This is a genomic window from uncultured Alcanivorax sp. (assembly GCF_947258575.1).
Taxonomy (GTDB): domain Bacteria; phylum Pseudomonadota; class Gammaproteobacteria; order Pseudomonadales; family Alcanivoracaceae; genus Alcanivorax.
Genome location: NZ_CAMYIV010000005.1, coordinates 125,607 through 145,955 on the forward strand (window position 1 = coordinate 125,607; position 20,349 = coordinate 145,955).

19 protein-coding genes and 1 riboswitch are annotated in these 20,349 nt (G+C 59.7%); of the genes, 7 read left to right on the forward strand and 12 right to left on the reverse strand.

Annotated elements, in window-relative coordinates; translation table 11 throughout:
• Nucleotides 1-116: 116 nt before the first annotated feature.
• Nucleotides 117-1,226, reverse strand: a complete 1,110-nt coding sequence (locus tag Q0Y02_RS05620) for an S-(hydroxymethyl)glutathione dehydrogenase/class III alcohol dehydrogenase (RefSeq protein ID WP_297765577.1) — start codon at nt 1,224-1,226, stop codon at nt 117-119.
• Between the two features lie 137 nt (nt 1,227-1,363).
• Here Q0Y02_RS05620 and Q0Y02_RS05625 point away from each other — a divergent pair, with 137 nt between their 5' ends.
• A complete protein-coding gene (locus Q0Y02_RS05625) occupies nt 1,364-2,236 on the forward strand; it encodes a LysR family transcriptional regulator (protein ID WP_297765580.1) in 873 nt (290 codons plus the stop codon).
• Nucleotides 2,237-2,290: 54 nt separating this feature from the next.
• On the forward strand, nt 2,291-2,689 hold the full coding sequence (locus Q0Y02_RS05630) for a GFA family protein (protein WP_297765583.1): 399 nt from the start codon (nt 2,291-2,293) through the stop codon (nt 2,687-2,689).
• Between the two features lie 32 nt (nt 2,690-2,721).
• Here Q0Y02_RS05630 and Q0Y02_RS05635 read toward each other — a convergent pair whose 3' ends face one another.
• The 9 genes from Q0Y02_RS05635 to Q0Y02_RS05675 all read right to left on the reverse strand — a co-directional run bounded on the left by Q0Y02_RS05635 (nt 2,722) and on the right by Q0Y02_RS05675 (nt 12,438).
• Nucleotides 2,722-3,876, reverse strand: a complete 1,155-nt coding sequence (locus Q0Y02_RS05635; protein WP_297765586.1) for a hypothetical protein — start codon at nt 3,874-3,876, stop codon at nt 2,722-2,724.
• Nucleotides 3,877-3,886: 10 nt separating this feature from the next.
• Complete coding sequence (locus tag Q0Y02_RS05640; RefSeq protein WP_297765589.1) at nt 3,887-4,105, reverse strand: hypothetical protein; 219 nt, start codon at nt 4,103-4,105, stop codon at nt 3,887-3,889.
• 228 nt (nt 4,106-4,333) lie between these two features.
• Nucleotides 4,334-5,275, reverse strand: a complete 942-nt coding sequence (locus Q0Y02_RS05645; protein WP_297765592.1) for a DegV family protein — start codon at nt 5,273-5,275, stop codon at nt 4,334-4,336.
• A 119-nt stretch (nt 5,276-5,394) separates the two neighbouring features.
• Complete coding sequence (pyk, locus tag Q0Y02_RS05650; RefSeq protein WP_297765595.1) at nt 5,395-6,855, reverse strand: pyruvate kinase; 1,461 nt, start codon at nt 6,853-6,855, stop codon at nt 5,395-5,397.
• A gap of 139 nt (nt 6,856-6,994) precedes the next feature.
• Nucleotides 6,995-7,462: an aminoacyl-tRNA deacylase gene (locus Q0Y02_RS05655; protein WP_297765598.1), complete on the reverse strand. Its 468-nt coding sequence runs from the start codon at nt 7,460-7,462 to the stop codon at nt 6,995-6,997.
• A gap of 271 nt (nt 7,463-7,733) precedes the next feature.
• Nucleotides 7,734-8,564: a methylenetetrahydrofolate reductase [NAD(P)H] gene (gene metF / locus Q0Y02_RS05660; protein WP_297765601.1), complete on the reverse strand. Its 831-nt coding sequence runs from the start codon at nt 8,562-8,564 to the stop codon at nt 7,734-7,736.
• 134 nt (nt 8,565-8,698) lie between these two features.
• On the reverse strand, nt 8,699-10,087 hold the full coding sequence (ahcY, locus tag Q0Y02_RS05665; RefSeq protein ID WP_297765604.1) for an adenosylhomocysteinase: 1,389 nt from the start codon (nt 10,085-10,087) through the stop codon (nt 8,699-8,701).
• A 20-nt stretch (nt 10,088-10,107) separates the two neighbouring features.
• A riboswitch (S-adenosyl-L-homocysteine riboswitch) is annotated at nt 10,108-10,185 on the reverse strand.
• A gap of 61 nt (nt 10,186-10,246) precedes the next feature.
• A complete protein-coding gene (gene metK / locus Q0Y02_RS05670; RefSeq protein WP_272962534.1) occupies nt 10,247-11,395 on the reverse strand; it encodes a methionine adenosyltransferase in 1,149 nt (382 codons plus the stop codon).
• 62 nt (nt 11,396-11,457) lie between these two features.
• Nucleotides 11,458-12,438 carry a metalloregulator ArsR/SmtB family transcription factor gene (locus tag Q0Y02_RS05675; RefSeq protein WP_297765609.1) on the reverse strand — a complete coding sequence of 327 codons (981 nt, stop codon included), beginning with the start codon at nt 12,436-12,438 and terminating at the stop codon, nt 11,458-11,460.
• Nucleotides 12,439-12,672: 234 nt separating this feature from the next.
• On the opposite strand from Q0Y02_RS05675, the gene tkt reads away from it, so the two are divergent.
• The 4 genes from tkt (at nt 12,673) to fba (ending at nt 18,051) form a co-directional block, all read left to right on the forward strand.
• Nucleotides 12,673-14,673 carry a transketolase gene (gene tkt / locus Q0Y02_RS05680; protein WP_297765612.1) on the forward strand — a complete coding sequence of 667 codons (2,001 nt, stop codon included), beginning with the start codon at nt 12,673-12,675 and terminating at the stop codon, nt 14,671-14,673.
• Nucleotides 14,674-15,690, forward strand: coding sequence for a type I glyceraldehyde-3-phosphate dehydrogenase (locus Q0Y02_RS05685; protein WP_297765615.1), 1,017 nt, complete (start codon nt 14,674-14,676; stop codon nt 15,688-15,690). It abuts the gene before it with no gap.
• Between the two features lie 48 nt (nt 15,691-15,738).
• Nucleotides 15,739-16,902, forward strand: a complete 1,164-nt coding sequence (locus Q0Y02_RS05690; RefSeq protein ID WP_272962538.1) for a phosphoglycerate kinase — start codon at nt 15,739-15,741, stop codon at nt 16,900-16,902.
• An 84-nt stretch (nt 16,903-16,986) separates the two neighbouring features.
• Nucleotides 16,987-18,051 carry a class II fructose-bisphosphate aldolase gene (fba, locus tag Q0Y02_RS05695; protein WP_035246071.1) on the forward strand — a complete coding sequence of 355 codons (1,065 nt, stop codon included), beginning with the start codon at nt 16,987-16,989 and terminating at the stop codon, nt 18,049-18,051.
• A gap of 72 nt (nt 18,052-18,123) precedes the next feature.
• On the opposite strand, the gene Q0Y02_RS05700 is transcribed toward fba, so the two are convergent.
• A complete protein-coding gene (locus Q0Y02_RS05700) occupies nt 18,124-18,552 on the reverse strand; it encodes an META domain-containing protein (RefSeq protein ID WP_297765621.1) in 429 nt (142 codons plus the stop codon).
• 83 nt (nt 18,553-18,635) lie between these two features.
• Nucleotides 18,636-19,295, reverse strand: coding sequence for a flavin reductase (locus Q0Y02_RS05705; protein ID WP_297765625.1), 660 nt, complete (start codon nt 19,293-19,295; stop codon nt 18,636-18,638).
• A gap of 70 nt (nt 19,296-19,365) precedes the next feature.
• Between Q0Y02_RS05705 and Q0Y02_RS05710 the strand changes: the two genes are divergently transcribed.
• A complete protein-coding gene (locus tag Q0Y02_RS05710) occupies nt 19,366-20,316 on the forward strand; it encodes an alpha/beta hydrolase (protein WP_273010125.1) in 951 nt (316 codons plus the stop codon).
• Nucleotides 20,317-20,349: the final 33 nt, after the last annotated feature.

Consider the following 20,349-nt stretch of genomic DNA (forward strand, 5'->3'; position numbering starts at 1 on the left):
TTCTGACGAAGCCGCTGTAGGAGCACCTCTCGAGGTGCGAACCTGGTCTGGCAAGGAGCCCTCTAAAGCAGATTCGCACCTCGAGAGGTGCTCCTACAGTCGGAATTCATTGCATCTTAAAAAAGAATCACCGAACGAATGCTCTTGCCTTCATGTAGCAAATCAAACGCCGTATTGATCTCGTCCAGGCCCATGGTGTGGGTGACGAATTCGTCGATCTTGATCTCGCCGTTCATGTAACGATCCACATAGCCGGGCAGTTCGGTGCGGCCTTTGACGCCGCCGAAAGCGGAGCCTTTCCAGACCCGACCGGTAACCAGCTGGAACGGGCGTGTGGCAATTTCCTCGCCGGCGCCGGCCACGCCGATGATGATGGATTCGCCCCAGCCCTTGTGGCAGCACTCCAGCGCCGAACGCATCACGTTCACGTTGCCGATGCACTCGAAGGAATAATCCACGCCGCCGTCGGTGAGTTCGACAATCACTTCCTGAATGGAATTGTTGTAATCCTTCGGGTTGATGAAATCGGTAGCGCCGAACTGCCGGGCCAGGGTTTCCTTGGCCGGGTTGGTGTCGATGGCGATGATGCGTTCTGCCTTGGCCATCACCGCGCCCTGAATCACCGACAGACCGATGCCGCCGAGTCCGAACACGGCCACCGTGGACCCGGGCTCCACCTTGGCGGTATTGAGCACCGCGCCGATGCCGGTGGTGACGCCACAGCCAAGCAGGCAGATCTTGTCCAGGGGGGCTTCCTTGCTGACCTTGGCCAGGGAAATTTCCGGCACCACGGTGTATTCGGAAAAGGTGCTGGTGCCCATGTAGTGATGCAGCAGTTTGCCGTTCAGGGAAAAGCGGCTGGTGCTGTCCGGCATCAGGCCCTGACCCTGGGTGGCGCGCACCGCCTGGCACAGATTGGTTTTGCCGCTGAGGCAGAATTTGCACTGGCGGCACTCGGCGGTATAGAGCGGAATCACGTGGTCACCGGGTTTCAGACTGGTCACACCTTCGCCCACTTCCTGCACGATACCGGCGCCTTCATGGCCAAGAATGGAAGGAAAGATACCTTCCGGGTCCTTGCCGGACAGGGTGTAGGCATCGGTGTGGCAAACGCCGGTGGCGACGATCTGCACCAGCACTTCCCCGGCCTTGGGGCCGGCCACATCCACTTCTTCGATCTGTAGGGGTTTGCCTGCTTCCCAGGCGATAGCGGCACGGGATTTCATGGTGATTCCTTCTTGACGAGTAGAGGGCGTTAACGCGATTCGCGCTGCAAGCATTGCGAATGGTTGATTCACTATACGCAGACACGAATAAGGCTATAAGGCACAATCTGGCAAGAGATTATTGTCAGGTAGCAACAATGCAGCACTGGGATCGTATTGAAGCCTTTGTAGAAGTAGTACGCCGGGGTTCCTTCGCCGATGCCGCCCGGCACCTGGGGGTGTCCAGCTCCCACGTGAGCCGGCTGGTGTCGCGACTGGAGACCCAGTTGGGCACCCAGTTGCTTTACCGCACCACCCGGCGCTTGAAGCTCACCGATGCGGGGGCGGTCTACTTCGACCACTGTGGTCAGTTGTTTGACGGTTTCCAGGAGGCGCTGTCGGCGATCAGTGATTATCAGCAGCGCCCCACCGGGGTGCTGAAGCTGACCTGCGCCACCACCTTTGGTGAGCGCTATATCGCGCCGCTGGTAAATGATTTTCTGGCCCGCCATCCGCAACTGTCGATACAGCTGGATTTCACCAACCGGCGGGTGGATATCATCGACGAGGGTTTTGATGTAGCCATCCGTACCGGTGCCCTGCCGGATTCATCGCTGATTGCCCGCAAGCTTTGCCCGCGTCGGGAATACATTGTCGGTTCCGCCGACTATTTCCAGCGCCATGCCCGCCCCCACACGTTAGGGGAGCTGAGCCAGCACAATTGCCTGCTTGGTTCCGCGGACCAGTGGGCGGTGGATGTGGATGGCCAGCACCGGCAATGGAAAGTGCAGGGAAGCTGGAAGGGCAACTCCGGCATGGCACTGCTGGATGCAGCCCGTAAGGGCCTGGGATTGGCGCAGCTACCGGATTATTACGTGGAGGATGATCTGGCCGACGGTCGCCTTGTCTCGGTGCTGGGTCAGTACGCCTGCACCCACACGGCGGTGTGGGTGGTCTATCCACGCCACCGGCATCTGTCGCCCAAGGTGCGCCAGTTTGTGGATTTTCTGGTGGAGGGTATGGTGCGTTGAAAGACGCTGAAGCCTTTTTGTAGGAGCTCCTACAGCAACTAAAACGGAGTGGATATGTATACGGGAAGCTGTCTTTGCGGCGGCATCACCTTTGAAATCGCCGGTGAGCTGGCGCCGATTCAGGTCTGCCATTGTCAGCAATGTCGCAAGGCCCAGGGCACGGCACTGGTGACCAATATTCCCGTGGCCAGAGGAAAGCTGCATTGGGTCAGGGGTGAAGCGTTATTGAAACGCTATGAATCTTCGCCGGGCAAGCAGCGGGTGTTTTGCCGGGAGTGTGGTTCGCCGATTTACAGCTGCCATGAGAGCAAGCCGGGCGTGGTACGGATTCGGGCGGGGCTGCTGAATGAGCCGCTGGCCACGCGGCCCGCGTTTCATATCTATACGGATTCGGCGTGTAACTGGTGGGCCATCGATGATGGCTTGCCGCAGTATCCCGAAGGCGCGGGATAAAAAAATGCCGGGCGATGGCCCGGCATTTCTTGTTACGCCATTTGCGCTTTCAGTGCCTCGATTTCGTGGGCATCACCGTTGCGTGCCGCGAAGGCTTGCCAGTTATCGGCGGCATGGCTTTTGAGCACCTTGGCCACACGGGGCAGCTCCGCCTCAGGCAGGTGGCCGAACAGGCCCAGCAGCTTGCTGTCGTGGGCCTGCCCCAGCGCCTGGCCCAGTGCCTGCGGCTGGCTACTGGTGAGCACATCCACCGCCGGCGTCAGGTGTTCCTGATCCAGTAGCGGCAACAGGGTGAGCAGCTCATCCCAGCTGTTTTCACTGGCCACGGTGGCAATCAGGCTTTCCATGATGTCTGCTTCGCGCAGCTTGGGCACATTTACCACCATCTGCTGATGCTGGTTGTCCATGGCATTCACGGCTTGTAGCAGGTTGGTCCAGAGGCGCTGTTCACTGGCCACTTCGATGATGTGGCTGATGACGGTTTCGCCCTGTTCGGCCACCAGGTTGCCCATCTGGCCGCGCAGTTCGGTATTCAGGTGCCCGTTCAGGGACAGCACTGCCGGCCACAGTTCATGGTCGGTGGCGGCTTTCAGGGTGGCCCGTTGCTGCGCTTCGCTGAGCAAGGCCAGCACGGTGTCCAGTTTGCTCTTGTCTTCCAGGTAAAGGGCAATCTTCACCATGGCTTCGCCATCATCGATGTTGCTGGTGACGGCTTTCAGGGCAGAGGGCTGAATCACCGCCACAAAGCGGGCCAGGGTGATGTGCTCGCCCATGGTCAGCAGAGTCTTGGCAACGGAGGCGACAATCTTGTCGGGCATGGCGGCCAGCAGTTCCCGGGAGTACCTGGGCTCCAGGTGGATGCATAGCTTGGCCAGGAAGTCTTCGGGCAGCTTGTCAGCCAGCTTGATGGCGCGCTCCGGGGGCAGCTCGGAGGCAATCCCGGCGGCCAGTACCGAGCCGAGCACGGTGGTTGCCAGTTTGGCGCTGGCACCGGTGGGCACCAGTTTGCTGATGCCGGCCAGGCGCTGATAGCTGTCCTGGTGCTGCTCGTAGAAAAAACCGGAGATGGCACTGCGGAACGACGCCAGAGTGTCCAGATTCTGGCCGTCCAGGAAAGCCAGATCGCTTTCCTGGTTTTCCAGCAAGCGGCTGAGTTTGAGCAGTTCGGCCTGAGTTTCAATATGCATGTCTGTCTCCTTAACCGAACAGCATTTTTTTCACCGGGCGGCGGAAGGGCCCGGGCACGACGTTAAGTGCGTTGTTCATCGCTTTTTCGACTCTGGCGTCTTTGGTTTCCAGAGCCGCAAGGACGGCATCGGCCAGTTTGCCGGCCTGATCGGCGGGCAGGGACTCGATAAAGGCCAGCGCGTCAGCTGGCAGCCCCTTGTTCTTCAAGGTACTGATGGAATCAGACATGGTTCCTCCTTCTATGCAGCGCCCCGAAGCAGAATCCGGGGCGCCCTGAATACAGGCTGTCTGGCGCAGCCTGCCTATGGCTGGCGCTACTATGCCAGCAATAGAGGAGGATGGGTGTTGCCGAAAAGCCGTTGCCGGGCGGCGCTCAAGAAAGCACAGCCATCCCTTTTCGGCGGTTTGGCGGGCTGATAGCGCTGCCGACTCCTGAATTCATCCCGCAGGACAGGGTCAGGCGAAATCCATCTGGTCGGTGATGAAGCCCACACTGATGGCGCCGGGGCCGATATTGACGCCCCCGGTAAGCCCCATGTGACTGATCAGCAGGTCCACCTCGTGTTTCTCTGTGGTGGCTTTCAGTTGGCTGAAGCCAGGCATCTGGTAGACCGCATCCGGGTCGCCGGCATAACTGACGCAGACAATGGGGGTTAATAGCCCCTGTTCCACGCAGGCGCAGGCGTGGGTAAACATCTTTGCCACGGCGGTTTCAAAGCCGCGCACCTTGGCCACCGGGAAGGTTTGGTCCTGGCGGGCACAGAGGATGGGTTTGATGTCCAGTGCCGAGCCCATCAGGGCCCCGACGAAACCCACGCTCTTGTCACCTTTCTTGCGGGCGCGCTTGTGGACGTAATAGAGATCCGGCACCACGGCATAGCCTACGGTTTTCGGGGTCAGGTCACTGACGCGCTGGCGGATATCGCCGACTTTCATGCCGTCATTGATCAGCCGCATGGTTTCCGCAGCCAGCACACCCTGGCCGGCAAACAGCGTCTGGCTGTCACTGACGCGGATACGGAACGGTCCTTCCCGGCCAGCCGCTTCCCGGTATTTCTTGTAGTCGGCGAGGATGGCATGGGCGGCGTCGGTGGCGTTCTCGAAAATCGGACTACGGCTTTTCGGCACCGTCTGCACCAGAGCGTAGTCGAATTCCCCTACTGCCTGTTCCAGGAACAGGGTGCGGATCTGATCCACCGTTGGCGGTGCGGTTTCCGCGTCGTGGTTCTTGTCCACTTCGTGGCGGGCGTAAAACTCCCGGGCCCGTTGCGGGTCGCGGTCATCCACGAAAATTTCCTTGCCGATGCGGATGGGCACCGGCATTACCAGGATGTTGTTAGCGTCAATAAAGTCCTTGGGCAGATCACAACCCGAGTCCACAACCAGACCGATTCTCATTGTTATGCTTCCTGTGGGAAGGGTAACAATGAGTCTAGTACCGCCGTTCCGTTACTGACGTCTTTTTGCGTATGGGATTGGTTAGGGGCTGTTACAAGGCGCAAGGTGGCGACGATGCGCTACTGAATATTGCCGCCCACCTGGATCACCTTCAGGGTGTTGGTGCCGCCGTGGGCATCGTTGTAGTTGCCCTTGGTGATCAGTACCCGGTCGCCCTCCTGTACCACCCCCATTTCTTCCAGGATCGCCACTGCACGGCGGTTTACTTCATCGCTGGCAATGGCATGGCTATCAAAGGGGATAGCGCGCACGCCACGCAGGATCGCCACCCGGCGCTGGCTGCTGGGGTAGGGAGTAAAGGCATAGATGGGAATGCCGGAGCGCAGTCTCGACATCAGCCGCGGAGTGTTGCCGCTTTCGGTCATGGCGATGATGGCGGTGACGTTGCTGAGACGGTTGGCAGCCTGCATGGCGGCCATGGCAATGACTTCATCGATGTTGTCGGTATTGTCGTTGATGGGACGGTCCGTGCGCCTTTCCTGCCAGGTACGCTCTGCGCCAAGAATGATGCGGTCCATGGCCTGTACGGTTTCTACCGGATATTCACCTACTGCGGTTTCCGCTGACAGCATTACCGCATCGGTGCCATCCAGTACTGCATTGGCCACATCGGAGACTTCCGCACGGGTGGGTTGTGGGCTATGAATCATGGATTCCATCATCTGTGTGGCGGTGATGACGAAACGGTTCAGTGCTCGTGCCCGGCGAATAATATGTTTCTGCACTCCCACCAGTTCGGCGTCGCCAATCTCCACCGCCAGATCACCGCGCGCCACCATGACGCCGTCGGAGGCCTCGATGATGGCATCCAGAGTGGCGTCGTCTGCCACTGCTTCGGCTCGTTCAATCTTGGCAATAATGCCGCCCTGGCCGCCGGCCTGCTGATAGCGCAGGCGGGCTTCTTCCACATCGTCAGCATCGCGAGGAAAGGAGAGAGCAAGAAAATCCACGTCCATATCGGCGGCGGTGATGATGTCAGCCAGATCCTTGTCGGTCAGCGCCCGGGCGCTGAGCCCGCCCCCCTTGCGGTTCACCCCCTTGTGATCCGACAGCTCGCCGCCCACCAGCACCGTACAGTCCACCCGGGTGCCGTTGATGGCGGTGACTTTCAGCTCCAGCAGGCCGTCGTTAAGCAGCAACACATCGCCGGGTTGGCAATCGTCCGGGAGTGGTGGATAACTCACGCCGACCTGTTGGTCGTTGCCGGCATCGTCTGCCAGGGCGGTATCCAGGGCAAAGGGTTGGCCGGCCTTCAGCAGGATGGGGCCACCGGGAAAGCTGCCGATACGGATTTTCGGACCTTGCAGGTCTGCCAGAATCGCCACGTGCTCGCCACATTGCTCGGCGCAGTGGCGAATGGTTTGCGCGGTTTGCCGGTGAGTGTCGGCGTTGCCGTGGGAAAAGTTCAGGCGGAACACATTGACGCCAGCCCGGATCAGGGCATCGAGTCGAGACTCGGAGGACGATGCAGGGCCAACGGTGGCGACAATCTTGGTACGGCGCAGGGGGGAGCGGGACATTCGAAGCATTTCCATCAGCTGATTTTTGCTCAGCATACCATGGTGATCTGGCGGAGGGATGACAGTGTGTCGGCAGTGAGCAGACAAAAAATACCCCCGCGAAGGCGGGGGTAAGAGGGGATCGTGATGCTGGTGAAAATCAATGCAGCATGGCGAAGGAGCAGGACTGGGCTTCGCTCAGACGGAGAAAATCGCCCATGCCCATCTTGATCACTTCCGTGTGGGTGCCGGCATTAAAGGCCAGCCAGTCTTCGCTGATCATGGTGTCATCCACATACACCTTCATGTTGTAGAGATTGCCGAACGGTGGTTCGCCACCGGGTTCGCAAAGCGGGAAGCGATCCTTGAAATCCTCCTCCTGAGCCAGCCGGACGCTGTTGGCATTCAGCGCCTGGCGCAACCGGTCCGGTTCCAGGTATTGATCCGATGGCAGCACCGCCATGGCCAGTTCGCCATCCACATCCACGATAACCGTTTTGGCCATGTGTCGTCCGGGAATATGGCTGGACTGGGCCACCTCGGAAGCGGTAATGGCTGGCGGGTGGTTATAGCAGTGATAGTTCACATTGTTGTTGTCGAGAAAATCAGCCAGTGCGCGGGCAGGCATGATAGACCTCCTCCCGGAGATGGTAGGCCGGGAATAGCGAGCCGCCGCAGGGACAGTTTGTGACCGGCCCTGGGCCAGCTCTGTGAATGTTCATATTCAAGCTTAGGGAGGAGGGTGCAGGTGGGGAAATACGGTTATACGCTAAGGGAAATAGCGGAATGGCATAATAGTTAACAGTTAATAGCGAAAATCAAGAGCCAAAAAATTGACAAGATAGGCAGCTACACCAGCCTATCTTGTTCACTGTTCACTGTTCACAGTTCACTGCCTGTCACATCCCCAGATTATCCAGAATCCGCAGATTCGGACCGGCCTGGTTCATGGTGTAGAAATGCAGGCCCGGTGCGCCCATGGCCAATAGGCGTTCACACAGCCGGGTGACCACTTCCTCGCCGAAGGCTTTCACTGCCGCGTCATCATCCTTGATGTCGTTGAGCTTGCTGTGCAGCCAGCGGGGGATGTCGGCGCCGCAGGTGCTGGAGAAGCGTACCAGGTTGGCGACGTTGAGGATCGGCATGATGCCCGGATAAACCGGCGCGTCGCAGCCGATTTTCTGCAGCGCATCCAGGTAGTAGCCGTAGGCATCCGCGTTGTAGAAATACTGGGTCAGGCCGCTGTTGGCGCCGGCGTCGATCTTGCGCTTGAAGTGGGCAATATCGTCTTCGAAGCTGCGCGCCTGGGGATGCATTTCCGGGTAGCCGGCCACTTCCAGGGTGAAGTGATCGCCGGTTTCCTCGCGGATCAGTTGCACCAGCTCGTCGGCGTACTTGATTTCGCTCTGGGCATAACCCATGCCGGAGGGCAGGTCGCCGCGCAGGGCGACGATGCGGGTCACGCCGGCATCCTTGTAACCGTTCACCAGTTCAAGGATTTCGTCGCGACTCTGGCCAATGCAGCTCAGGTGCGGAGCCGTATCGCCATGTTGATTGCGCAACTGGTTGACCATGTCGCGGGTGTTGTCACGGGTGGAGCCCCCGGCACCAAAGGTGCAGGAAAAAAACGCAGGGTTCTTGGCCAAGAGTTTCTGCTGGGTAGCCAGCAGCTTTTCTTTTCCCGCATCGGTTTTCGGCGGGAAAAATTCAAAACTGATTCTTTTGCTCATTTGGCTAGTGCCTTTTCGATCAAAAGCCGTTTCACCACAGAGGTCACAGAGCACACAGAGTTAAAACCATCGCCATCAATATACGCATTGTTTTTCCTCGGTGAACTCTGTGCCCGCTGTGGTAAAAACAGCCTTTAGTACTTGTAGTGCTCAGGCTTGTACGGGCCGTTCACGTCCACGCCGATGTAGTCTGCCTGCTCTTTGGTCAGCTTGGTGATCACGCCACCGAAGCCCTGCACCATATAGCGAGCCACTTCTTCGTCCAGGTGCTTGGGCAGCACTTCCACCTTGAGCATTTTTTCCTTCACGGTGTCAGAATGCTTGGCGTAGCCCTGGTCGAACAGGTACATCTGCGCCAGTACCTGGTTGGCGAAGGAGCCATCCATGATGCGGCTGGGGTGGCCGGTGGCGTTGCCCAGGTTCACCAGGCGACCCTCGGAGAGCAGCAGCAGGAAGTCACCGGCGGCCTTGTCGCGCCATACCTTGTGCACCTGCGGCTTCACTTCTTCCCATTCCCAGGTCTTGCGCATGAAGGCGGTGTCCACTTCGTTGTCGAAGTGGCCGATGTTGCAGACCACGGCGCCTTTCTTCAGAGCCTTGAGCATGTTGGCGTCACAGACATTGAAGTTGCCGGTGGTGGTAACCAGAAGGTCGGTGGTGCCCAGCAGTTCGGTGTTGATGGACGCTTCGGTGCCGTCGTTGATGCCATCCTTGAACTGGCTGACCACTTCGTAACCATCCATGCATGCCTGCATGGCACAGATCGGATCCGCTTCGGTGACCTTCACGATCATGCCTTCCTGACGCAGGGACTGGGCAGAGCCCTTGCCCACATCACCATAGCCGATGACCAGCGCTTTCTTGCCGGACAGCAGGTGATCGGTGCCGCGTTTGATGGCGTCATTGAGAGAGTGGCGGCAACCGTACTTGTTGTCGTTCTTGCTCTTGGTGACGGAGTCATTCACGTTCACCGCCGGCACTTTCAGGGTGCCCTTGTTGAGCATCTCGTAAAGACGGTGCACACCGGTGGTGGTCTCTTCGGTGATGCCGTGGATGTTGTCCAGCATCTGCGGATAAGTGTCGTGGATGTAGCCGGTCAGATCGCCGCCGTCATCCAGGATCATGTTGGCGTCCCACAGCTCGCCGTTGCCGTCGCGGCAGGTCTGCTCGATGCACCACATGTACTCTTCTTCGGTTTCTCCTTTCCAGGCGAATACCGGTACGCCGGCGGCAGCGATGGCGGCAGCGGCGTGGTCCTGGGTGGAGAAGATATTGCAGCTTGACCAGCGCACTTCCGCGCCCAGGGCGACCAGGGTTTCGATCAGCACCGCAGTCTGAATGGTCATGTGGATACAGCCGATGATCTTGGCGCCTTTCAGCGGCTGTTCGGCCCGGTACTTTTCGCGGATGGTGATCAGTGCCGGCATTTCGGTTTCGGCAATATGAATCTCGGAGCGACCGTAGGCGGCCTGGGAAATATCTGCCACTTTAAAGTCGGTAAAAGTGTCCGCTTTTGCGTTCATGGTGTTCTCCATTCGTTTTTGACGAATGGGCGCCGTTGCTCTTTCTGTGTCAGCCCTGCGAGCCTCGCGGTCATGCCGCTGCAGCGCCCCTCACTGGGCTGACGTTATCGGGATGTTGCCGGCGCCGTCGCAGAGACGACGCCGGCAGTGATGTCGTTGTTAAAGCGCCTTGGCCAGGTCTGCAGCCTTGTCGGTTTTCTCCCAGCTGAAACCTTCGCGGCCGAAGTGGCCGTAGCTGGCAGTGGGCCGGTAGATCGGCTTGCGCAGGTCGAGCATTTCGATGATGCCCCGCGGGCGAAGATCGAAATGTTCGCGGACCAGATCGACAATCGCGTTGTCGCTGATTTTGCCGGTGCCGAAAGTGTTGACGGAGATGGAAGTGGGCTCGGCCACGCCAATGGCATAGCTCACCTGGATCTCGCACTTGCTGGCCAGGCCAGCGGCAACGATGTTCTTGGCGACATAGCGACCGGCGTAGGCCGCTGAGCGGTCTACCTTGGACGGGTCCTTGCCGGAGAAGGCGCCACCACCATGGCGGGCCATGCCGCCATAGGTATCCACGATGATTTTACGACCGGTCAGGCCGCAGTCACCCATGGGACCGCCGATCACGAAAATCCCGGTGGGGTTCACGTGGTACAGGGTGTCCTTGTGCAGCCACTCCTCTGGCAGCACCGGCTTGATGATTTCTTCCATCACCGCTTCACGCAGGTCCGCCAGCTTGATTTCCGGCGCGTGCTGGGTGGACAGCACCACCGCATCCACGGCCACCGGTTTGCCGTTGTCGTAGCGCAGGGTGACCTGGCTTTTCGCATCCGGGCGTAGCCACGGCAGGGTGCCGTTCTTGCGCAGTTCAGCCTGACGCTCCACCAGACGGTGGGAGTAATAAATCGGCGCCGGCATCAGGGTGTCGGTTTCGTCGGTGGCAAAACCGAACATCAGGCCCTGGTCGCCGGCGCCCATTTCCTTGTCTTCGGCCTCGTCGACACCGATGGCGATATCCGCGGACTGTTTGCCGATGCCGTTGAGTACTGCACAGCTGGCGCCGTCGAAACCCTTGTCGGAGCTGTCATAGCCGATGTCCAGAATGACCTGGCGAACGATGTCCTCCAGTTCCACATAGGTGCTGGTGCGGACTTCACCGGCGACGATGGCCATACCGGTTTTCACCATGGTTTCCACCGCCACCCGTGCATGGGGGTCATCCTTGATGATGGCATCCAGAACGGCGTCCGAGATCTGATCGGCCATTTTATCCGGGTGGCCTTCGGATACAGATTCGGAGGTAAAGATGGAATATTCACTCATTACTGGAGTGCTCCCGTTATTCAAGTGTGCGTTACGTTGCCTTCAACAGGCGCCAAAAACTTTCAACTCTTCCTGAAGGTGCGTACCTGCACCTGAAAACCATTGCGCAGGGCCAGAAATTGGCTTTCCTGCAACTCAAGACCGGCACGGCCGGCCCAGTCCACCAGATCGGCTTCTTCGAAGCCAAGCCAGAAATCACCACAGGCCTCATGGGCCCAGTGCTGATCGTGCCGACACAGGTCGGTGATCAGCAGGGTGCCGCCAGCATTCAATTGCCGGGCCGCCGCACCAATGGCGCTGGCGGGGGCGGGCAAATGATGCAGCACCATGTTCAGCACCACAGCATCGACTGTGGGCAGGGTGGTGGCGCTGGCCGGCCATTCCCCCAGTATCAGTTCCACATTTTGCCGTTTGGCGACAGCCAGGCTCTGGCGGGCCCGTTCCAGCATGGCCTCGGCATTGTCCAGGCCCTGCACGGTATCGAAACGGGCGGCCAGCTCGAGCAGGAACTGGCCATCTCCGGGGCCGATTTCCAGGGCGCTCTTGTTCTCTGGGCCCTCCGGGCAGGCCCGGGTGAGAAGCTCCAGGGCCTGCTCGGCGTACTGGCCGTAGTCGGCAATCAGCTCCTGCTGGTCGTCCAGTTCCGCATGGCGGGCAAAAAAGGCCCGGCTTTGCGCCGCCCGCTGGCTTTGTACCTGCTCCAGTCGCTCGGCAACACCGGCATCCAGGTGGCCATCATCCAGCTCATCCAGCAAGGCGCCGTGAAGTGCACCCTCCACGCTGTCCGCCTGGGGCAGGCGCCGGCGGTAGAAGATCGAGTTGCCTTCCCGCCGTTTCTCTACCAGTCCGCCCTGGGCCAGTACCTTCAGGTGGTGGCTCATGCCGGACTGTTTCATGGCCATGATGTCGCACAGCTCCAGCACCCCGAAGCTGTTCTGGCCCAGCACCTGCAGCACCTGCAAACGTAACGGGTCGCCAGCGGCCTTGAGGAAGCCCGCCAGATGATCGGTGATCTCCGGTGCGTCGGGTGCTTGTGCATTCATAGGGACGGATTCTAGCGTAATGAACAGCTAAATCAAAATAAATTGATATAGGTTTTTGCGGGCACCGGCAAGGCATCGGGCTGGCGGGGGGAGGGATATGTCGCCGATGCCGTCATGGCCGCCTTTCAGTGGTTTGCGGACTGCCTTCTGGCTTGCAGCTTGCGGCTTGTAGCGATTACCCCCATGAGGGACAATAGCGCCCCTTTTCAGCCACCAGCCAGTTTGGAGCCCTGCATGTCCAGTGCCCCCGCCCGCCGTGAACTCGCCAACGCTATCCGTGCCCTGAGTATGGATGCGGTACAGAAAGCCAATTCCGGGCACCCCGGTGCGCCCATGGGAATGGCCGATATCGCCGAGGTACTCTGGCGCGGCTTCCTCAAGCACAACCCGCAGGATCCCACCTGGCCCGACCGGGATCGCTTCGTGCTGTCCAATGGTCACGGCTCCATGCTGCTTTACAGCCTGCTGCACCTGAGCGGCTACGGCGTCAGCCTGGACGACATCAAGAACTTCCGTCAGCTGGGTAGCCCCACCGCCGGCCACCCGGAATACGGCGACGCCCCGGGCATCGAAACCACCACCGGTCCGCTGGGCCAGGGTATTGCCAATGCGGTGGGCATGGCGCTGGCGGAAAAGATGCTGGCGGGTCAGTTCAATCGTGAAGGGCACGCTATCGTCGATCATTACACCTACTGCTTCCTGGGTGATGGCTGCATGATGGAAGGTATCTCCCACGAAGCCTGCTCCCTGGCCGGAACCCTGGGCCTTGGCAAGCTGGTAGCCTTCTATGACGACAACGGCATTTCCATTGATGGTGAGGTGGAAGGCTGGTTCACCGATGACACCGTGGAACGTTTCCGTGCCTACGGCTGGCAGGTGATTCCCAATGTGGATGGCCACAATGCCGAAGAGGTGCAGGTGGCCATCGAGAATGCCCGCGCCAATACCGATCAACCCACCCTGATCTGCTGCAAGACCGTTATCGGTTTCGGCAGCCCCAACAAGCAGGGCAAGGAAGAATCCCACGGTGCCGCCCTGGGTGAAGATGAAATTGCCCTGACCCGGGAATCGCTGGGCTGGAAGCACGGTCCCTTCGAGATTCCCGCCGAGATCAAGCAGGCCTGGGATGGTAGCGAAAAGGGTGCCGCCGCCCAGAGTGACTGGCAGCAGCGTTTCGATGCCTATAAAGCGGCCTACCCGGAACTGGCGGCGGACTTCCTGCGTCGCCAGGCCGGTGAACTGCCCGCCAACTTCCTGGAGCAGGCGGATGCCTACATCCGCGAGTGCCAGGAGAAGGGTGACAAGGTTGCCACTCGCAAGGCCAGCCAGAACACCCTGGATGCCTTCGGCCCGTTGCTGCCGGAACTGGCCGGCGGCTCCGCCGACCTGGCCGGCTCCAACAACACCATCTGGAAAGGCTGCAAGTCGGTCACCGCCGATGATGCCAGCGGCAACTACATCCATTACGGGGTGCGTGAATTCGCCATGACCGCGATCCAGAATGGTCTGTGTCTGCACGGCGGTCTGCGTCCCTACGGCGGCACCTTCCTGGTGTTCATGGAATACGCCCGCAACGCGGTGCGCATGGCGGCGCTGATGCACCAGCCCAACATTCTGGTCTACACCCATGACTCCATCGGTCTGGGTGAAGACGGCCCGACCCACCAGCCCATCGAACAAATGGCCAACCTGCGCCTGACGCCGAACATGCGTACCTGGCGCCCCTGTGACACGGTGGAATCCGCCGTGGCCTGGAAGAAAGCCATTGTCCGTCAGGACGGTCCCTCCGCCCTGATCTTCTCCCGTCAGGGGCTGCCCTGCATGGAGCGTGGCGACGCGCAGCTGGTCGATGCCGAGAAAGGTGGCTACACCCTGCTGCAGACCGGTGAAGGCACCCCGGACGCCATCATTATCGCCACCGGCTCTGAAGTGGAGCTGGCGGTGACGGCGGCCAAAGCACTCACCAGCAAGAATGTGCGCGTGGTGTCCATGCCCTGCGTGGAAGAGTTCCTGGCCCAGGACCGTGAGTACCAGGAAAGCGTGCTGCCCTCCGGTGTGCGTGCCCGGGTAGCGGTGGAAGCGGCCATCGCCGATTACTGGTACCGCTTCGTGGGCCTGGACGGCAAGATCGTGGGCATGAACAGTTTCGGCGCCTCCGCCCCGGCTGGCGATCTGTTCAAGCACTTCAATATCACTGCCGAGGCAGTGCAGCAGGCCGTGGAGAGCCTGCTCTAAGTGAAAGTCGCGATTAACGGCTATGGCCGTATCGGGCGTTCCTTTGTCCGTGCCCTGGCCGAGCGCGAAGGCGCCGGCTGGCAGGCACCGTTTACCCTGGCGGCGATCAATGACAAGGGTCGCCCGGAAGACCTGCTTTACCTGACCCGCTATGACACCACCCATGGTCGTCTGGCGGAGCCGGCGGAGCTGATTGAAGGCATGCTGCGTATCGGTAACCAGGCGCCCCGGCTACTGGAACAGCCGAAGCCGGAGCAGTTGCCCTGGGCCGAGATGGGTGTGGATCTGGTGCTGGAATGCTCTGGCCATTTTCGTAGCCACGCGGGCGCCTCACGGCATCTGACTGCCGGTGCCAAACGGGTCATTATCGGGGCGGTGCCATTTGATCAGGCCGACCAGATCGTGGTGTATGGCGTGAATCATGAGGGTGTGCGCGACGACAGTAAGGTATTGTCGGCGGCCTCCTGTACCACCCATTGCATTGCGCCGCTGCTGACCCGGCTGGATCAGGCCTACGGCATCCGCCAGGTGCTGATGAAGGAGATCCACTCCTACACCTCGGACCAGACCCTGCTGGACCATGTCCATCGGGATCCGCGCCGGGGCCGGGCCGGGGCACAGAACATCGTGCCGACCACCAGTAGTGCGATTGGGGCGGTACAACAGGTGTTGCCGCAACTGGCGGGCAAGATAAGCGGTCATTCCATCCGTGTGCCCACCCTGAATGTGGCCATGGTGGAGCTGACCCTGCTGCTGGAGCGTACCCCGGATAGTGACAGCCTGAACCAGTGGCTGCAGCAGCAATCGAAAGAAGCCAGCGCGCTGATTGGGTACAATGACGCACCGCTGGTGAGCGTGGATTTCAACCATCAGCCGGAATCTGCCATCGTCGATGGCACCCAGACCCGGGTGCAGGGCGAGATGGTGCAGGTGGTGGCCTGGTACGACAACGAATGGGGCTATGCGAACCGACTGCTCGACTGGGTGGCGACGCTGGCTGAATCACATCAAGCTTGAATGAATGGATGCACCCGAGCGGGTGGCCGTGAATGAGGTAAGTACGACATGAACTTCAAACGCATGACCGACCTGGATCTGGCAGGCAAGCGTGTTCTTATCCGTGAAGACCTGAATGTGCCGGTGAAAGACGGCAAGGTCACCAGCGACGCGCGTATCCGCGCCTCCCTGCCCACCATCGAGCACGCTCTCAAGGCTGGTGCGAGGGTAATGCTCATGTCCCATCTGGGCCGCCCCACCGAAGGCGAGTATGCCGAGGAATTTTCCCTGCAGCCGGTGGCCGATCATCTGGGCAAGCTGCTGGATTGCGACGTGCCGCTGGTAAAAGAGTGGCTGGACGGCGTGGATGTGGCAGAAGGCCAGGTGGTGTTGTGCGAGAACGTGCGCTTTAACAAGGGCGAGAAAAAAGACGACGAGGCACTGTCACAAAAGATGGCTGCCCTGTGTGATATCTATGTCATGGACGCGTTTGGTACCGCTCACCGGGCCCAGGCGTCTACCCATGGTGTGGGCAAGTTTGCTCCGGTAGCCTGTGCCGGGCCGCTGCTGGCCAATGAGCTGGATGCCCTGGGCAAGGCGCTGAACGCACCGGAAAAACCGCTGGTGGCGATTGTTGGGGGCTCCAAGGTGTCCACCAAACTGGAAGTGCTGGAATCCCTGTCCGATGTGGTCGATCAGTTGGTAGTGGGCGGCGGTATCGCCAACACCTTCCTGGCGGCGGCCGGCCACCCGGTAGGCAAATCCCTTTATGAGAAAGACCTGATTCCGGCGGCGCAGAAAATTGCCGACAAGGTCCATATCCCGATCCCGGTGGATGTGGTTACCGCCAAGGAATTTGCCGAATCCGCTGAAGCGACTGCCAAGAAGGTGGCAGAGGTGGCCGACGATGACTTGATTCTGGATATTGGCCCGCAGACTGCCCACATCGTCGCGGCGCTGATGAAGGAAGCCAAGACCATTATCTGGAATGGCCCGCTGGGTGTGTTCGAGTTTGACCAGTTTGGCGAGGGCACCAAGGAAATGGCAGAAGCCATTGCCGACTCTGATGCCTTCTCCATTGCTGGTGGCGGTGACACTCTGGCAGCGGTGGACAAGTACGGTATTACCGATCGCATCAGCTACATCTCAACCGGTGGCGGTGCCTTTCTGGAATTCGTGGAAGGCAAGGTGTTGCCGGCGGTAGCCATGCTGGAAGCGCGGGCGAAAGACTGAAGAAAAGGTCGCTGCGGCGGTCTTTGCAATGACTGAACAGGAAACGGGCAGCATCGCTGCCCACGGAACCGAAGGGGAAACACAATGGCACTCGTAAGCATGCGACAGTTGCTGGATCACGCCGCCGAATATGGCTATGGCGTACCGGCCTTTAACGTCAATAACGTGGAACAGATGCGCGCCATCATGGAAGCCGCGGACCAGACCAATTCCCCGGTGATTGTGCAGGCCTCCGCCGGCGCCCGGAAATATGCCGGTGCCCCTTTCCTGCGTCATCTGATTCTGGCGGCCACCGAAGAGTTTCCGCATATCCCGGTGGTGATGCACCAGGATCACGGCACCAGCCCCTCCGTGTGTCAGCGTTCCATCCAGCTGGGCTTCTCCTCGGTGATGATGGACGGTTCTCTGGGTGAAGATGGCAAGACGCCGATGGATTACGACTACAACGTGCGCGTGACCCAGGAAGCGGTGGCCATGGCCCACGCCTGTGGCGTCTCCGTGGAAGGCGAGCTGGGTTGTCTTGGCTCCCTGGAAACCGGCCAGGCCGGTGAAGAAGATGGTATTGGTGCCGAAGGGACCCTGAGCCACGATCAGATGCTCACCGATCCGGAAGAGGCGGCGGACTTCGTCAAGCAAACCAAGGTGGATGCCCTGGCGATCGCTATCGGCACCAGCCACGGTGCCTACAAGTTCACCCGTCCGCCCACCGGTGACATTTTGGCCATCGAGCAGATCAAGGCGATCCACAAGCGCATCCCGGATACTCACCTGGTAATGCACGGTTCTTCCTCCGTACCGCAGGACTGGCTGGCCATCATCAACGAGTACGGTGGCGAGATCGCGGAGACCTACGGGGTGCCGGTGGAAGAGATTCAGGAAGGCATCAAACACGGCGTGCGCAAGGTGAACATCGATACCGATCTGCGCCTGGCGTCCACCGGTGCGATTCGTCGTTTCCTGGCCCATAACCCGGCCGAATTCGACCCGCGCAAGTACCTGAAAGAATCCATCACCGCCATGCGTGATATCTGTATTGACCGTTACGAGGCCTTTGGCACCGCCGGCAATGCGGACAAGATCAAGCCGATCAGCCTGGAAAGCATGTTCATGCGCTACGAAGCCGGCGAGCTGGATCCGCGCGTCAAGTAATCCAGTGCGGCAAAACAGCACCGGTATCACAACAAGGCCCCGCAATGCGGGGCCTTGTTGTGTCTGGCGCGGTTATTTCTGACGGGAGGCTTGGATCCTGACATCGTCAGCGCCGCTGAGGATCAGTTGCCCGTCCTCACTGAGATCGGCCTGGTTCACTCCTTCCAGGGCATCCAGAAACTGCTGCTCCAGTTTCATCAGCGGCTGTGGGCAGGCCATCATGGTGACGCCACCGGTCTTCACCGTGAAACTGTCATCCTCCAGCGTATAGCTGGCCATGTAATTGTTGCAGGCGGCTTTGCCAGCCAGTCGACCGGGTTCGTGGAAGTTAAGGGTAACCAGCGCGTCGCCCACCTCGGAACCATTGACGGTGTTGACTTGCCAGGCGCTGCCCTGCAGTTGCTCGGTGGTTACCATGGCAGTGGTTCCTGCGGGATGGTTGCTACAGGCGGCCAGAGCCATGGCGGCGCCTGCCAGCAGGGAAAGTTTGAGTGGTTGCATATCGGGTCCTTCTCGATGACGCGGTATTGAGTCGTCTTGAATGAATTAGTCCCCGCCAGGGTGCAATAGTTTCCCTTGGCAGGCTAACCCTGATCGTTGACCGGGTTAACTGGCTCAAGGTGAGTCAGGGGCTGGTCCGGTTTAGGGTAGCTCCAGCGTGCCTGACGGTGGGTCAGGTGATAGCTGTCCAGGCCGGAAAGGGCCACAGTCCCTGCCTTCTCAATATCCACATAACCGTCACTGCCCAGGGCATAGCCGGGCAACTGGATATGTTCGATGGCGCCAATCACCATCACGGTGTCGTTGATCTGCAGGGTGTGGGTTTCCAGCAGCACCATGCCCAGGCGGATGCGTGCCTGCTCCACAAACGGTGCCGGGAAATCAGGCAGGTAAGCCGGCGTCAGACCGGTGGCCGTGAACTCGGACACCTCGCGCGGGTAGCGTGCGGCGGTCTGGTGGGCGGCAGGCACCATATCGCCATGCACCTGGTTGAGCGTATAGAAGCCGGTTTCCATCAGGTACTCCAGGCTGTGCCGGTCCACGGAGTGGGGGCGAATGATCATGCCGATCAGGGCCGGGTCGGCGCCCAGATGGAAGCAGGAGCTGACAATGGACAGGTTCTCCTGGCCATTACTGGCGCGGGTGCCCAGCAGGTTTGCGCTCTTGAAGCCGGACAGGCTGTTGATCAGGTTGACCCGTTGTTGGCGTGGCAGGTCCTTGAGAGTATCGGCGGTCAGGTGCATGGTGTGCGTCCTCCTGGCGCCGTATTATCAGAAGCCGCCGTGAGTAAACCGTGGAGACCTCTTACCGGCTATGGCAAATCCTTTCGACCGTGAGCATATTGTTCAGCAGTGGCAGCCCCTCAACTGGGAAGCGTTTGATCCGCTCAGTGAATCCACCCGGCGCTACGTTGCCTACTATGGCCTGAATTTCGCAGAGCGCCTGCCGGATCTGGAGCATGGCTTCGGTTATTTCGAGGCGGCCGGTCACCAGCTGTCGGTGCATGCCTGGCGCCCTAGGGAGCCGCGCGGCACCGTGCTGGTCTGCCACGGCTACTTTGACCATGTGGGCCTGTACCGCCATATCATTGGTCATGTGCTGGAGCTGGGTTATGCGGTGCTGGCGTATGACCTGCCCGGCCATGGTCTCAGTTCTGGCCCCCAGGCGGTGATCGATGATTTTCGTACCTACCGGGATGTGCTCGAGCAATGTCTGGCGCTGGCGGATAACCACTTTCCCGGGCCCTGGCATGTAATCGCCCAGAGCACTGGCGGCGCCATCGTGATGGACTACCTGTTAAGTCGCGGTGACGGCGATGCCAACCCCTTTGAGCATGTGATCCTGCTGGCGCCACTGGTACGGCCGTTCAAGTGGTCGTCGGCGCGCTGGCTACATACGTTTATCCGTCCCTTTGCTCGCAGTATCAAACGGGTTTTCACCATCAACTCCAATGACCCGGATTTTCTGGATTTTCTTGAAAATCAGGATCCGCTCCAGGCGCGCCGGATGTCGGCGGTATGGGTATCCGCGCTGAAAAAATGGCTGCCGGGTTTTGAGAAGGCATCACGAATTAAGGTGTCGCCGGTGGTGATACAGGGGGACATGGATGAAACCGTCGACTGGCGTTATAACTTGAAGGTAATTCAGGAAAAATTCCAGGATCCGCATATTCATATGCTGCCAGGAGCGCGCCATCAGCTGGTTAACGAGGATGAGGGGTTTCGCCGGAAAATTTTCGCGATTATCGATCAATATCTCGACTGATTATCGATTTTACGCTTTGTTACTTGAGCTGTG